This window comes from Pantoea sp. X85 (assembly GCF_029623675.1).
Taxonomy (GTDB): Bacteria; Pseudomonadota; Gammaproteobacteria; order Enterobacterales; family Enterobacteriaceae; genus Pantoea; species Pantoea leporis.
The window spans coordinates 3,634,135-3,647,869 of sequence record NZ_CP121108.1; the positions used below are offsets into that span (position 1 = coordinate 3,634,135).

Consider the following 13,735-nt stretch of genomic DNA (forward strand, 5'->3'; position numbering starts at 1 on the left):
ACGTGATTCGTTTCGCCATCGTGGGAACCAACTGGATTACCCGCCAGTTTATCGACGCCGCGCATGAAACCGGCAAAATGAAGCTGAGCGGCGTCTATTCGCGTAATCAGCAGCAGGCCGACGCGTTTGTGGTGGATTATCCCTGCAAGCTGACCTTCACCTCTCTGGATGAGCTTGCCGCCAGCAGTGAGATCGATGCGGTGTATATCGCCAGTCCGAATGCGCTGCACAGTGAACAGGCGATACTGTTTATGTCGCATGGCAAGCATGTGATTTGCGAGAAGCCGATGGCGTCTAACCTGCGTGAAGCCGAGGCGATGATTGCCTGCGCGCGCCAGCATCAGGTGGTGCTGTTCGAAGCCTTTAAAACCGCCAGCCTGCCCACCTTCCTGCAACTGCAAAAAACGCTGCCGCAATTGGGCAAACTGCGTAAAGCCTTGATCAACTATTGCCAGTATTCCTCGCGTTATCAGCGCTATCTGGATGGCGAGAACCCGAATACCTTTAATCCTCGCTGGTCAAATGGCTCGATGATGGATATCGGCTTTTACTGCCTTGCCGCCGCTGTCACCTTATGGGGTGCGCCACAGCAGGTCAAGGCGCAAGCTTCCCTGCTGGAAAGTGGCGTTGATGCGCATGGCGTGGTGGTGCTGGGCTACGGCGATTTTGATGTCACGCTGCTGCACTCAAAGGTCAGCGATTCACTGATCCCGAGTGAAATTCAGGGCGAAGCGGGATCGCTGGTGATTGAAAAGATCTCCGAGTGCCAGCAACTGCGCTTTATCCCGCGCGGTGGCGAGAGCCAAAACCTGACGCAGCCGCAGCACATCAATACCATGCTGTATGAAGCCGAAACCTTCGCCAAATTGGTGGAAGCCGGTGAAGTTGAGCATGCGGCCTTAGAAAACTCACGTATTACGGCGCAACTGCTCACGGAAATCCGTCGCCAGACCGGCGTGGTATTCCCGGCGGATCAGACTGAAGTGTAAATATTGCAAAACATTTCCAGAGCCCTCTTGAAAGCGATTATCGAACTCCGTATGTTTAGCGCTGCAAAGGGGAGTAACTTCTACGCTGATTGATCGTCATTACGATGCGCCACGCAATATGCGTTACGCATCCGGTCGTCAGGCAACCCGGAATCTATTCTGAGTTGTAAGTGAGACCTTGCCGGAAGGCGAGGTTTGCTTGCAGCACGATCAAAGCGGCTGACGTCTTCTGACTTCAGCCGCTTTTTTATTTCTGGAAAAGGATACGACTATGCACTCAGTTGGCACACCGTTACTTTGGGGCAGCTTCGCTGTCGTAGTGCTCATCATGCTGGCGATCGACCTGCTATTACAGGGCCGACGCGGCGCACAAACCATGTCATTCAAACAAGCAGCGGTCTGGTCGCTGATTTGGGTGTCAGTTTCACTGCTGTTCAGCGCCGCCTTCTGGTGGTATCTCGACGGCACCGCCGGGCGCGAAGTTGCCACCGCGCAAACCCTCGCCTTCCTCACTGGCTACGTTTTAGAGAAAGCGCTGGCGGTGGATAACGTCTTTGTCTGGCTGATGCTGTTTAGCTACTTCGCTGTACCGGCCAACCTGCAGCGCCGCGTGCTGATTTATGGCGTATTGGGCGCAATTGTGCTGCGTACCATCATGATCTTTGCTGGCAGCTATTTGGTTACTCAGTTCAGCTGGATCCTTTACGTGTTCGGCGCCTTCCTGCTGTTCACCGGCCTGAAAATGGCGTTGGCGAAAGAGGAAGATGACAGCACGGTGGGCGACAAACCGGTGGTGCGCTGGCTGCGCAAACATCTGCGCATGACCGATAGTCTGGACGGCGAGAAGTTCTTCACCCGCAAAAACGGTGTGCTGTTTGCTACGCCGCTGCTGCTGGTGCTGATCATGGTTGAACTGAGCGATGTGATTTTCGCCGTGGACAGCATTCCCGCTATCTTCGCGGTGACCACCGATCCGTTCATTGTGCTGACTTCCAACCTGTTCGCGATTCTTGGCCTGCGCGCCATGTACTTCCTGCTGGCTAACGTCGCGGAGCGTTTCTCGATGCTGAAATATGGCCTGGCGATTGTGCTGGTGTTTATCGGTATCAAAATGCTGATTGTCGAGTTCTATCACATTCCCGTCGGCATCTCGCTGACGGTGGTGGGTGTAATTCTCGGCGGTACGCTGCTGATCAACGCCTGGGTAAACCACAGAAACGACCAGAAGAAGATCTCACCATAATCTTCTGCAGGGGCGCTAATCGCCCCTGCTTTGTTTCGCCAGTGGCAACCTTCACCTTTTATATATCTGTCACACTTCCCATCATCAGCAGATCAAAAAACCGATCTGCTGCGCATGCACAGAATTATCTCTTTCCTCATAAGCTCTTTTCCTTATACTCCGCCGGGCAAACCGTTGTGCGTGGTGGAACCGCGCACAATACTCATGACCGCGAATATAAAAAGACTGTGATATGCAAAACAACTTTATTGGACGTCTGGGCGCACTGTTCGCAGGAAGCCTGGTAAAACAAATCATGATCGGCCTGGTGGCGGGCGTGGCGCTGGCGTGGTTCTCACGCGATGCCGCACTGGCCGTTGGCTTGCTGGGTGAGCTGTTCGTGCGCGCGCTAAAAGCCGTCGCGCCGCTGTTGGTTTTGGTGCTGGTGATCTCTTCGATTGCTAACCATCAGCAGGGACAAAAAACCAATATCCGCCCGATTATCATGCTGTATCTGCTCAGCACGTTCTTTGCTGCGGTTGTGGCGGTGATCTTCAGCCATCTGTTCCCTCAGACGCTGTCGATGAACGTCGGCGCCACGCAAATTACGCCGCCGTCGGGTATTACCGAAGTGCTGCACGGCTTGCTGATGAGCATGGTGTCGAACCCGATTGAAGCGCTGATGAATGCCAACTACATCGGTATTTTGGTGTGGGCGCTGGGATTGGGGCTGGCGTTTCGTCATGCCAGCCCAAGCAGCAAAGCGTTTCTTAATGACGCGTCCAATGCCGCGACCTGGGTCGTGCGCTGCGTGATCCGCTGTGCGCCGCTGGGAATTTTTGGTCTGGTGGCCTCTATTCTCGCCTCAACCGGCTTTGACGCGCTGTGGGAATACGCCAATCTGCTGGCGCTGCTGCTCGGCTGCATGCTGATTATGGCGCTGGTAATCAACCCAATGCTGGTGTTCCAGAAGATTCGCCGCAACCCGTATCCGCTGGTGTTTACCTGCATGCGTGAAAGTGGCGTCACCGCGTTCTTCACCCGCAGTTCAGCGGCTAACATTCCGGTCAATATGGCGCTGGCGAAACGTCTTAATCTGGATGAAGACACGTATTCCGTGTCGATCCCGCTGGGTGCCACCATCAGCATGGCTGGCGCATCCATCACCATCACTGTGTTGACGCTGGCGGCAGTACATACGCTGGGTATTGCGGTGGATGTTCCAACCGCCATTCTGTTGAGTCTGGTGGCGTCACTGTGTGCTTGTGGTGCATCCGGTGTGGCCGGCGGTTCGCTGCTGCTGATCCCGGTAGCCTGCAATATGTTTGGTATTCCGAATGATTTGGCGATGCAGGTAGTGGCGGTGGGCTTTATTATTGGCGTGCTGCAGGATTCTGCCGAGACCGCGCTGAACTCCTCGACGGATATTCTGTTTACCGCGGCCGTATGCCAGGCCGAAGCCGAGCGCCAGCCGCGTCGTACGGTGTCGGAGTCGGAGTAAAGTAAGGTTTTTGAATATAGGTCGCCATTCATGGCGACCTGGTTTTACAAGGTCACACCGCTTTTAAAGATGGCTAACTCGCGAAAATCATTAGTTTCGTTGCGCGCGGGTTGGCCATTGGCAATCGCCACAATCATATCGACGAAGTCCTCCAGCATCTCCGCCATACTCATCCCTTCAAGCAAACGCCCGGCATTAAAATCGATCCAGTGCGGCTTCTTCTCGGCGAGCTGCGTATTGGTGGCGATCTTCACCGTCGGCACAAAACCGCCGTACGGCGTGCCGCGTCCGGTGGTAAACAGCACCATATGACAGCCAGCGCCCGCCAGCGCGCTGGTTGCAACCGCATCGTTGCCCGGCGCACTTAACAGATTCAGTCCCGGCATATGCAAGCGCTCTCCGTACTTCAGCACATCCACCACCTGACTTTGTCCGGCCTTTTGCGTGCAGCCGAGCGACTTCTCCTCCAGCGTGGTGATGCCGCCCGCTTTGTTGCCGGGTGATGGATTCTCATAAATCGGCTGCTGGTGATCGATAAAGTAGCGCTTGAAGTCGTTAATCATCGCCACGGTTTTTTCAAAGGTGGCTTCATCGCGGCAGCGGCTCATCAGGATGCGCTCTGCGCCAAACATCTCCGGCACTTCGGTCAGCACCGTGGTACCGCCGTTGGCAATTATCTGGTCGGAGAAACAGCCCAGCATAGGATTGGCGGTGATGCCGGAAAAACCATCCGAACCGCCGCACTCCAGGCCAAACTTCAGCTCGCTGAGTTTGCCCGGCTGGCGTTGATCCGCGCGCATGGCACGATAGAGTTCGTGCAGACGTTCCAGCCCCGCTTCCACTTCATCATCCTGCTTCTGGCACTCCATGAACTGCACGCGATCGCTATCGAAGCCACCAAGCGTTTCACGAAACACATCAACCTGATTGTTCTCGCAGCCAAGCCCAATCACCAGCACCGCGCCGGCATTGGGATGGCGCACCATGTTCTGCAACATGGTGCGGGTGTTCTCGTGATCCTGCCCGAGCTGCGAACAGCCAAACGGATGGCTGAACAGATGCACGCCATCAATGCCTTCGGCGTCATTGGTCTCTTTCATAAAGCGCGTCAGGATTTGCCGCGCGATGCCGTTGACGCAGCCCACGGTGGGCAGGATCCATAACTCATTACGGATGCCCACTTCCCCGCTGGCGCGGCGATAGATCTGCACGTCGCGGTCGCCAGCTTGCGGCGGCAGATCGAGAAAATCGGGCTGATAGTCGTACTCATCCACGTCGCTTAGGTTGGTGCGCGCATTGCTGGAGTGAATGATCTCGCCGGCCGCAATCGGCTGAGTGGCGTGCGCGATCGGCAAACCGTATTTGATCACCAGCGCGTCGGTGGCTAAAGGCTGCAGCGCAAACTTATGGCCGCGTCCAACCTCCTGCTGCAAGGTGATCGCCTGTTGATTGATTTCGACCTGGGTATTGGCTGGCAAATCGCGCAACGCCACAGCAACGTTGTCGCGTGAATGGATTCTAATGGCATCTTGCATAGCGTTATCTCAGTTGTGTCAACGCCGTCCGCATCCCGTGGACGATGATGTTTTGCAGGTGTTGGCTGACCGCAGCCACTAATCCGGGCTGCTGAGTGAGATCTTCGCCCCAGTGATTGGCGTCGCTGAGTACCGCGCGCACCAACTGTTCTGGAGTCTGTTTATCGTTATTTACTGCTGACCACAGTTCAGCGAAACGCTGCAGCCACTGTTCGTCGTCCTGCAGCGGCCAGTGACGTTTGCCCTCTGCACCACGATAAAAGGCCAGCAACGCGGCAAAGGCGAAGCTCAGCCGCACAGGCCATTGCCCGTTTTGCTGCTGCGACAACAACAATTGCGGCAGCAAACGGGTGCGGAATTTGGTCATGCCGTTAAGGGCGATGGAGAGCAACGCATGGCGGATAAAGGGATTGCGGAAGCGACGCTGCACCGCGTCGGCAAAGGCGTGCAGCTCGTCGCGCGGCAGATCCAGCGTGGGGATCACCTCATCGCGCAGCAGCGCATCGACAAAGCTGGCCATCTGCGCATCATCCATCGCCTCTCCCACGCTCTCCAGCCCGGCCTGAAATGCCACCGGCACCAGCGCGGTGTGCGCGCCGTTAAGGATCGCCACCTTTTGCGCTTTGTACGGTGTGATGTCCTCCACCAGCTTCACTTCCGGTGCCAGCGTGTGCAGCTGCAGCTCCTGCGCCAGTGCATTTGGTCCCTGAATCACAAACTGGTAATAGACTTCGCCCGCCACCAGATAGCGATCTTCGTAGCCTAATGACGCTTCGATCGCCGCGCTATCCGCGGGATAACCGGTGACAATACGATCCACCAGCGTGTTGTAGAACGCGCAGTGATCCTGCACCCAGCGGGCAAACGCCGGCGGCAGCTGCCAATGCTGGCTGTAGCGCAGCACCAGCTCACGCAGCGTGTCGCCGTTGTAATCGATCAGTTCACAGGGCACCACCAGCCAACCTTTATCGCTGGCACCGGAAAAATGGTTGAAGCGCGCCCACAGCAGCTGCGTCAGCTTGCCGGGGAAGGATGAGGCGGGCGTGTCGTCCAGCCGATCCTGCTCCGCAAAAGCAATGCCGGCTTCTGTGGTATTGGAGAAGACAAAGCGCATCTGCGGTGCGCGTGCCAGCGCGAGAAATGCATCAAACTGCTGATACGGCTGGATTTCACGATTCACGCTGCGGATCAGGCGGGCTTCACTCACCTGTTCGCCCGCCGCATTCAGCCCGCGAATCAGCGTGGTGTATAAGCCATCTTGCTGATTCAGTGTCTCTTCCACCACGCGGTTGCGCGGCCGCACCACCACCACGCCCGCATCGGTATTGTGATGCTGATTAAGCCAGTCGAGCTGCCAGTCGATAAAGGCGCGCAGGAAGTTGCCTTCACCAAACTGGATAACGCGCTCGCTGTAGTGCGCGCCAGGAAAATCGTGACGGTTGAGTCGCTGCATTATCAGGCTCCCAGCTCAATACCGAAGTAATCGCGCGCATTGTTGAAACTGATGTTCTGTACCATCTGCCCTAACAACGCCTCGTCTTCAGGCGCTTCGCCCCGCGCCACCCAATTGCCGATCATCTGGCACAGCAGACGACGGAAATATTCATGACGCGTGTAAGAGAGGAAGCTGCGGCTGTCGGTTAGCATGCCGACGAAGCGGCTCAGCAGGCCGATTTGCGCCAGCTGCGTCATCTGCCGCTGCATGCCATCCAGCTGATCGTTAAACCACCACGCCGAACCAAACTGCATCTTGCCGGGTTCGCCTTCACCCTGGAAATTGCCTGCCATGGTCGCCAGCACTTCGTTGTCGCGCGGGTTGAGGCAGTAAAGAATGGTTTTGGGCAGCGCGTTATTGCGGTTTTGCGCATCCAGCAGACGCGCCAGCGGAATCGCCAACGGCGCATCGTTAATCGAATCGAAGCCTACATCCGGCCCGAGGATATCGAACTGGCGGCGATTGGCGTTGCGCAGCGCGCCAATGTGATACTGCTGCGCCCAGCCGCGACGCGCATATTCGCTGCCGAGCCACACCAGCACAGCAGTTTTAAACTGGGCCGTCTCTTCAGCGGAAGGCGCTGCACCTTGCAGTCGGCGCGCCAGAATGCCATCCAGCGTGGCGTCATCCGCTTCCGCAAACACCACCACATCCAGCGCGTGATCGGAAATTTTGCAGCCATGCGCGGCGAAGTGATCGAGTCGCTGGCTTAAGGCGCGGCGCAGATCGTCAAAGCGCTGCACGTTAACATCCGCGACCTGCGCTAAGCGCTGAATCCACGGTAGGAAACTCTCCAGCTCAATGTTAAAGGCTTTGTCTGGACGCCAGCTCGGCAGCACTTTGACGTCAAAGCTGCTGTCCTGCGCCAGCTTGCGGTGATGCTGTAAGTCGTCGAGCGGATCGTCGGTGGTGCCGACCATTTTCACCTTCATCTGCTGCATGATGCCGCGCGCGCTGAAGGCGTCCTGCGCCAGTAGTTCATTGCACTGCTGCCAGATGCGATCTGCGCTCTGCTCATTCAGCAGCACATCGGTGATGCCAAAAGGGCGGCGCAATTCGAGGTGCGTCCAGTGATAGAGCGGATTGCCGATGGTATGCGGCACGGTACGCGCCCAGGCGTTAAATTTCTCACGATCGCTGGCATCGCCGGTGCATAACGCTTCCGGCACGCCGTTAGCGCGCATTGCACGCCATTTGTAGTGATCGCCTTTCAGCCAGATGTCATAGAGGTTGGTGAAGCGGTAATTATCGGCAATCTGCTGCGGCGGTAAGTGACAGTGATAGTCGAAAATCGGCTGGTCTTTAGCGTAGTCGTGGTACAGACGACGGGCGAACTCGGTGTCGAGTAGAAAATCCTCACTCATAAAACGCGACATACCTGCTTCCTCATTTTGTAGCCAGATGGCTTTTAACTAAAAGTTATCATACCAATTTAAACGGGCGGCAAAATTGTTTGCGATCCGACTCACAATAATGACAGTTTCACTGTGGGTATATGGACGATTATGTTGCGGATAATGCGTTAAATGGCTGTTTTAACGATCTTTAGCCCTAACATACACTGGCCGCAAGGTTTATGTGATGGCATTCAACTTTTAAAGCGGTATAACAAGTTAACCTCTCGCTCCGTTGCTAACGGGATTAATGGCACAGGCAAGGAACTGCGGGAGTGAACAGCACTGTTCACGTCTTCCCGCTCCAGATAACTACAGCGGTAAAACCGCAACGACAGACTGGACGAGGTTAATAATGCGTAAGATCAAAGGGCTACGCTGGTACATGATTGGGCTGGTGACGCTGGGCACCGTGCTCGGTTACCTGACGCGCAATACCATTGCCGTCGCTGCGCCCACGCTGGAAACGCAGTTGGGTATCACCACGCAACAATATTCTTATATCGTCGCCGCCTACTCGGCGTGCTACACCATCATGCAGCCGGTAGCCGGTTATGTGCTGGACATGCTCGGCACCAAAATTGGTTATGCAGTGTTTGCCGTGCTGTGGGCAATCTTCTGTGCGGCAACCGCGATGGCGGGCAGTTGGGGCGGCTTTGCGCTGGCACGCGGCGCGGTGGGTGCCGCCGAAGCAGCAATGATTCCCGCAGGCCTGAAAGCCAGTAGCGAATGGTTCCCTGCCAAAGAGCGTTCGGTGGCGGTGGGCTATTTCAACGTGGGCTCGTCAATTGGCGCAATGCTGGCTCCGCCGCTGGTGGTGTGGGCGATCATGGCGCACAGCTGGCAAATGGCGTTCATTATTACTGGCGTGCTGAGCATGGTGTGGGCCCTCTGCTGGCTGGTGTTTTATAAGCATCCTAAACAACAAACCAAGCTGAGCGATGAGGAGCGTCACTACATCATTGCCGGCCAGGAGTTGCAGCATCAAACCGGTAATAATAAGAAGATGTCGGCACGCCAGATCCTGCGCAATCGCCAGTTCTGGGGCATTGCGCTGCCGCGTTTCCTCGCCGAACCCGCGTGGGGAACGTTTAACGCGTGGATCCCGTTGTTTATGTTTAAGGTGTACGGCTTCAACCTGAAAGAGATCGCCATGTTTGCCTGGATGCCGATGTTGTTCGCCGATCTCGGCTGCATCGTCGGTGGCTACTTGCCGCCGCTGTTTCAGCGCTGGTTTGGCGTCAATCTCATCGTCTCACGCAAACTGGTGGTGACCATGGGCGCGGTGTTAATGATTGCGCCAGGCACCATCGGGTTGTTCACCAGCCCGTATGTGGCGATTGGGTTGTTGTGCGTCGGTGGTTTTGCCCATCAGGCGCTTTCAGGCGCGCTGATCACGCTCTCTTCGGATGTATTTGGCCGTAACGAAGTGGCTACCGCCAACGGCTTAACCGGCATGGCGGCCTGGACGGCGAGCACCCTGTTTGCGTTGGTGGTCGGTGCGCTGGCCGATACGCTGGGCTTCAGCCCGCTGTTCGCGGCGCTGGCGGTGTTTGATCTGCTAGGCGCGGTGGTTATCTGGACGGTGCTGAAAAACCAGCCGGTTTCTGAACTCGACGATCAGCCTGCGGTGCAGTCCGCTGCAGTGCGCACCTAACCTTTCCGGGCTGGCATCGGCCAGCCCATTTCCTCTGTGCGGCTGAAGTGGTATAACAACTCAACTTTCTCCCACAGCGGACCGCGCAATGGACCTGACCGAATCACGACGCCTCTATCAACAACTCGCCAGCGAACTCAAACGCCGCATTGAAGCTGCCGAGTATCGGGTCGGCGACAAACTGCCTGCCGAGCGTCTGATTGCGGAGGAGATGCAGGTGAGCCGTACCGTGGTGCGTGAAGCGATCATCATGCTGGAAGTGGAAGGTTACGTGGAGGTGCGGAAAGGTTCCGGCATTCACGTCATCAGCAGCCAGCAACAGAACCGCGTGGTAACGTCCAGCCAGCTGGAGTTCGCTAATTTCGGCCCCTTCGAGTTATTGCAGGCGCGCCAGTTGATTGAAAGCAACGTGGCTGAGTTTGCCGCCACGCAGGTGACACGCCAGGATATCGTGGCATTGATGGCAATTCAGGAGAAAGCGCGTCAGGAAGATCATTCGCGCGATTCGGCGTGGGATATGGAGTTTCACGTGCGCATTGCGCAATCGACGCAGAACAGCGCCTTAGCAGCGATTGTCGAGAAGATGTGGCTGCACCGTCTGCACAATCCTTACTGGTTAAAGCTGCACGAACATATTGATGCCAAAAATATCACCAGCTGGTGTGACGATCACGACCAGATTCTCAAAGCCCTGATCCGCAAAGATCCCGCCGCCAGTAAGCTGGCAATGTGGCAACATCTGGAAAATACTAAGCAGATGCTGTTTAACGCCACCACCGATGATTTCGAATTTAACGTTGATCGTTACATGTTTGCTGAAAATCCGGTCATCCTGCCTGAAGGTAGCGAAAACCCACGCTGATCCTGCTTATTTTTCAGGCGTTTTGTTGCTGAAAAAGTCAGTTAGTCTGCAATAGTGTCAGCTCATGTAAAGCTCCTTTTGACCACCTGCGTCTAAAGGTAAAACTCCTGTGCGGCAGGCACTTTCCCCTGTCTGGATAACGTTATTTTTGTTACAGTTATCGCCCTTTTATTACCCTTTGCGACAGGGCTTTAAAAAGTCGCTGATTTAACAATCAATTCTGGAAGGATCCGGAAACTCCTGCTCAGGCTGCTTATCTAAAATGTATAACCAACGCCAGTCTGCGCCTAAGCCCCTCACGGGCACGTTTAACAATGATGTTCAGGAATGATTGATGGATATTTTGCAAGCATTGCTGCATGCCTTATGGCAGCAGGATTACGAAATGCTCTCCGACCCGACGTTGGTTTGGGCCATTTATGGCGTGTTGTTCATGATTCTGTTTCTGGAAAATGGATTGCTGCCCGCCGCCTTTCTGCCGGGCGATAGTTTACTGATTTTGGTCGGCGTTTTGATTGCTAAAGGCACCATGGGTTTCCCGCTGACGCTGCTGATTCTGACCACTGGCGCCAGCCTCGGCTGCTGGGTGAGCTACATTCAGGGTCGCTGGCTCGGTAATACGCCTACCGTGCAAAAATGGCTTTCACACTTGCCCGCGCAATATCATCAACGCGCCCACCGATTGTTCCATCGCCATGGCTTGTCTGCACTGCTGGTGGGTCGCTTTATTGCCTTCGTTCGCACCTTGCTCCCTACCATCGCCGGGCTTTCTGGCCTGAGTAATGCGCGCTTCCAGTTCTTCAACTGGGTAAGTGGCTTCCTGTGGGTGCTGATCCTTACCGTGCTGGGCTTCGCGCTGGGTAAAACGCCGATTTTCCGTCGTTACGAAGATGAGCTGATGTTGTGCCTGATGCTGCTGCCGCTGGTGCTGCTGGTGGTTGGCCTGGTCGGTTCTTTAGTGGTTATTTGGCGTAAACGTCAGTCTGCGCGTAGCGGGAATTCACAGTCATGATCACATTCCGTGGATTCCCAAGGCGTTTCCTGCCTTGGGCGCTGGGTGGCGCGTTGGCGCTGCTGGCGATCTGTTTCATTCCGACCTTGATGCAGCATGAAACCGTGGTTCAGATCCGCGTCGCCAACAGCGGCACCAATCTGCCCGATGGTTTTTATCTTTATCAGCAACTTTCTGCGCAGGGCGTGCGTATCAAAAGTATTACGCCCTCCGGCGATGCGCTGGTGATTCATTTTGAGAATGAAGAACAGAGCCTGGCGGCGCAAAAAGTGTTGAAGCGCCTGTTGCCACAAGGCTTTGTCGTCGCCGCTGGCCCGCAGGCTTCGCAGCAATATCCTGACGCCAGTCGCCCAATTTTTAGCTAAATTTCACCGCCTGACGTTAAGCCAGGCGGTGAGCTAATCCTCGCTATCCCCGCGTCTTCTTTGAATTTTTTCGTCTGCTGTCTATCCTTAGAGATAGCGTAAGCCTAAGACATGCTGGGAAGCTTCTCCTGTCTGCTCTCGGGCAGGTCATCAACAATGGAAGGTCACAACCTGATGAAACATCAATTACTGCTAGGTGCTATTCTTTTTTCACTCTCGGGTTCGCTGCTGGCGGCTGAATCGCTCTGCCAACAAAAAGAGCAGGATATTCAACGCGAGATCGATATGGCAAAACAGCACGACAACCAGCGCCGCGTTACCGGGCTGGAGCGCGCGTTGACCGAAGTCCGCGCAGGCTGCACCGATGAGAAGCTGAAATCTGCACATAGCGAACGCATCGCTGAGCAGAAGCACAAAATCGCCGAACGTGAGCGTGAGCTGAAAGAAGAGCGTCAGGATGGCGACAAGGACAAAATTGAGAAGCGCGAACGTAAGCTGCTCGATGCGCAGCACGAACTGAAAAAGCTTGAAGCTGAACCTTATTAATCGGACTTAACTCAATGCTGTAAAAGGAGATTTCCATGGCTAAAGAAACAACATCTGAACATCTGCGCGCTGAATTGAAAAATCTGGCTGATACCCTGGAAGAAGTGCTGAGCAGCTCAGCAGATAAATCCAAAGGTGAGCTGGATAAACTGCGTCATAAAGCGCGCGGCGCTATTGAAAGCTCCCGTGAACGTCTTGGCGACTCCGGCGAACGTATTGCACAAACCACGCGTGAAGCAGCGGAAAAAGCGGACGAATACGTGCGCGACAATCCGTGGCACGGCGTGGGTATCGGTGCAGCGGTAGGTATTCTCATCGGCATTTTAATCTCACGGCGTTAATGATGAGTGATAGTCAGCAAAGCCACGGCCCCGGCAAAGGGGTCTTTAACATCGGTCAACGGGTAGTTACCACGCTGGTTAGCATGGTCGAGACGCGCGTCAGACTGGCAATTGTGGAACTGGAAGAGGAAAAGGCCAACCTGATTCAGATGCTGATGATGGTGGGCCTTACTATGCTGTTTACCGCTTTCGGTCTCATGAGCCTGATGGTGTTGATCATCTGGGCGGTGGACGCACAATATCGCCTGATGGCGATTGCCATCACTACGGCGGTGCTATTTGCTCTTGCGCTCATCTTCGGTTTGTGGACGTTATACAAATCGCGTCAGTCAACGTTGTTGCGCCATACGCGTAAAGAGCTGGATACCGATCGCAAACTGCTGGAGGAGCATCGCTCATGAGCCGCCGCGAACGTGAAGCTCGCATTCACGAACTGCTCAATCAGGTGCAGCAGCAGCGGCTTGACCTCAGCGCCGACAGCCGCGACTGGCTGACCAGCACCGCGCAGTACGATCGCGGCTGGTTAACCATCATTGGCATGCGTCGTTATCTGGCGATTGGCAGCAGTGCATTGGCCATTTGGTCGATTCGCAGCCCCAATCGTCTGCTGCGCTGGGCCAAGCGCGGTTTCGGCGTCTGGAGCACCTGGCGCATGATCAAATCGACTTTAAATACCCGCTAGCTTCTCTCTCTAAAACCGGATCGAATTGATTCGGTTTTACTCTCCTCAAATTTACTGAACAACATTGACAGTTTATCTCGCTTACAACTCTTTCAACCTGCGATTATCATCTCCCTCCATCAGCCCAGTGAACT

At 55.3% G+C, this 13,735-nt stretch carries 14 protein-coding genes; 11 read left to right on the forward strand and 3 right to left on the reverse strand.

What is annotated here, in order from left to right; all coding sequences use genetic code 11:
• The first annotated feature begins 2 nt into the window (after window positions 1-2).
• The 3 genes from P6287_RS16780 (at window position 3) to sstT (ending at window position 3,712) form a co-directional block, all read left to right on the forward strand.
• A complete protein-coding gene (locus tag P6287_RS16780) occupies window positions 3-989 on the forward strand; it encodes a Gfo/Idh/MocA family oxidoreductase (protein WP_192412319.1) in 987 nt (328 codons plus the stop codon).
• Window positions 990-1,260: 271 nt separating this feature from the next.
• Window positions 1,261-2,232: a TerC family protein gene (locus tag P6287_RS16785; protein WP_008103489.1), complete on the forward strand. Its 972-nt coding sequence runs from the start codon at window positions 1,261-1,263 to the stop codon at window positions 2,230-2,232.
• Between the two features lie 232 nt (window positions 2,233-2,464).
• Window positions 2,465-3,712: a serine/threonine transporter SstT gene (gene sstT, locus P6287_RS16790; RefSeq protein WP_101762914.1), complete on the forward strand. Its 1,248-nt coding sequence runs from the start codon at window positions 2,465-2,467 to the stop codon at window positions 3,710-3,712.
• A 44-nt stretch (window positions 3,713-3,756) separates the two neighbouring features.
• Here the strand turns inward: sstT and P6287_RS16795 are convergent, their stop codons facing one another.
• The 3 genes from P6287_RS16795 to uxaC are packed head-to-tail and all read right to left on the reverse strand — an operon-like array spanning window position 3,757 to window position 8,118.
• Window positions 3,757-5,247: an altronate dehydratase family protein gene (locus P6287_RS16795; RefSeq protein WP_192412231.1), complete on the reverse strand. Its 1,491-nt coding sequence runs from the start codon at window positions 5,245-5,247 to the stop codon at window positions 3,757-3,759.
• 4 nt (window positions 5,248-5,251) lie between these two features.
• Window positions 5,252-6,700: a tagaturonate reductase gene (locus P6287_RS16800; RefSeq protein ID WP_192412233.1), complete on the reverse strand. Its 1,449-nt coding sequence runs from the start codon at window positions 6,698-6,700 to the stop codon at window positions 5,252-5,254.
• Between the two features lie 2 nt (window positions 6,701-6,702).
• A complete protein-coding gene (gene uxaC, locus P6287_RS16805) occupies window positions 6,703-8,118 on the reverse strand; it encodes a glucuronate isomerase (protein ID WP_110867398.1) in 1,416 nt (471 codons plus the stop codon).
• 373 nt (window positions 8,119-8,491) lie between these two features.
• Between uxaC and P6287_RS16810 the strand changes: the two genes are divergently transcribed.
• From P6287_RS16810 to P6287_RS16845, 8 genes are all read left to right on the forward strand, one after another.
• Window positions 8,492-9,793, forward strand: a complete 1,302-nt coding sequence (locus tag P6287_RS16810) for an MFS transporter (protein WP_101762910.1) — start codon at window positions 8,492-8,494, stop codon at window positions 9,791-9,793.
• 88 nt (window positions 9,794-9,881) lie between these two features.
• The gene (exuR, locus tag P6287_RS16815; protein ID WP_192412237.1) at window positions 9,882-10,655 is read left to right on the forward strand and encodes a transcriptional regulator ExuR; all 774 of its coding nucleotides are present in this window, start codon (window positions 9,882-9,884) and stop codon (window positions 10,653-10,655) included.
• A gap of 334 nt (window positions 10,656-10,989) precedes the next feature.
• Window positions 10,990-11,667 (forward strand): DedA family protein, encoded by a 678-nt coding sequence (locus tag P6287_RS16820; protein ID WP_101762908.1) that lies wholly within the window; start codon window positions 10,990-10,992, stop codon window positions 11,665-11,667.
• Entirely contained in the window at window positions 11,664-12,032 is a 369-nt protein-coding gene (mzrA, locus tag P6287_RS16825) for an EnvZ/OmpR regulon moderator MzrA (protein ID WP_222211333.1), read from the forward strand. Before P6287_RS16820 ends, mzrA begins: the two co-directional genes overlap by 4 nt.
• Window positions 12,033-12,206: 174 nt before the next feature.
• The gene (locus tag P6287_RS16830) at window positions 12,207-12,578 is read left to right on the forward strand and encodes a DUF1090 domain-containing protein (protein ID WP_146001298.1); all 372 of its coding nucleotides are present in this window, start codon (window positions 12,207-12,209) and stop codon (window positions 12,576-12,578) included.
• Window positions 12,579-12,613: 35 nt separating this feature from the next.
• The gene (locus P6287_RS16835; RefSeq protein ID WP_007890363.1) at window positions 12,614-12,919 is read left to right on the forward strand and encodes a YqjD family protein; all 306 of its coding nucleotides are present in this window, start codon (window positions 12,614-12,616) and stop codon (window positions 12,917-12,919) included.
• A 2-nt stretch (window positions 12,920-12,921) separates the two neighbouring features.
• Window positions 12,922-13,320, forward strand: a complete 399-nt coding sequence (locus P6287_RS16840; RefSeq protein ID WP_192236531.1) for a phage holin family protein — start codon at window positions 12,922-12,924, stop codon at window positions 13,318-13,320.
• The gene (locus P6287_RS16845) at window positions 13,317-13,601 is read left to right on the forward strand and encodes a YqjK-like family protein (RefSeq protein WP_008103516.1); all 285 of its coding nucleotides are present in this window, start codon (window positions 13,317-13,319) and stop codon (window positions 13,599-13,601) included. The genes P6287_RS16840 and P6287_RS16845 overlap by 4 nt, the downstream gene beginning before the upstream one ends.
• The last annotated feature ends 134 nt before the right edge of the window (window positions 13,602-13,735 follow it).

Excerpts from the sequence above, each read along its gene's own strand:
- P6287_RS16845 (WP_008103516.1), top strand. The coding sequence starts at position 13,317 with ATGAGCCGCCGCGAACGTGAAGCTCGCATTCACGAACTGCTCAATCAG.
- sstT (WP_101762914.1), top strand. The coding sequence starts at position 2,465 with ATGCAAAACAACTTTATTGGACGTCTGGGCGCACTGTTCGCAGGAAGC.
- P6287_RS16795 (WP_192412231.1), bottom strand. The coding sequence starts at position 5,247 with ATGCAAGATGCCATTAGAATCCATTCACGCGACAACGTTGCTGTGGCG.
- P6287_RS16810 (WP_101762910.1), top strand. The coding sequence starts at position 8,492 with ATGCGTAAGATCAAAGGGCTACGCTGGTACATGATTGGGCTGGTGACG.
- P6287_RS16830 (WP_146001298.1), top strand. The coding sequence starts at position 12,207 with ATGAAACATCAATTACTGCTAGGTGCTATTCTTTTTTCACTCTCGGGT.
- P6287_RS16840 (WP_192236531.1), top strand. The coding sequence starts at position 12,922 with ATGAGTGATAGTCAGCAAAGCCACGGCCCCGGCAAAGGGGTCTTTAAC.
- uxaC (WP_110867398.1), bottom strand. The coding sequence starts at position 8,118 with ATGTCGCGTTTTATGAGTGAGGATTTTCTACTCGACACCGAGTTCGCC.
- mzrA (WP_222211333.1), top strand. The coding sequence starts at position 11,664 with ATGATCACATTCCGTGGATTCCCAAGGCGTTTCCTGCCTTGGGCGCTG.
- P6287_RS16785 (WP_008103489.1), top strand. The coding sequence starts at position 1,261 with ATGCACTCAGTTGGCACACCGTTACTTTGGGGCAGCTTCGCTGTCGTA.
- P6287_RS16835 (WP_007890363.1), top strand. The coding sequence starts at position 12,614 with ATGGCTAAAGAAACAACATCTGAACATCTGCGCGCTGAATTGAAAAAT.
- exuR (WP_192412237.1), top strand. The coding sequence starts at position 9,882 with ATGGACCTGACCGAATCACGACGCCTCTATCAACAACTCGCCAGCGAA.
- P6287_RS16820 (WP_101762908.1), top strand. The coding sequence starts at position 10,990 with ATGGATATTTTGCAAGCATTGCTGCATGCCTTATGGCAGCAGGATTAC.
- P6287_RS16800 (WP_192412233.1), bottom strand. The coding sequence starts at position 6,700 with ATGCAGCGACTCAACCGTCACGATTTTCCTGGCGCGCACTACAGCGAG.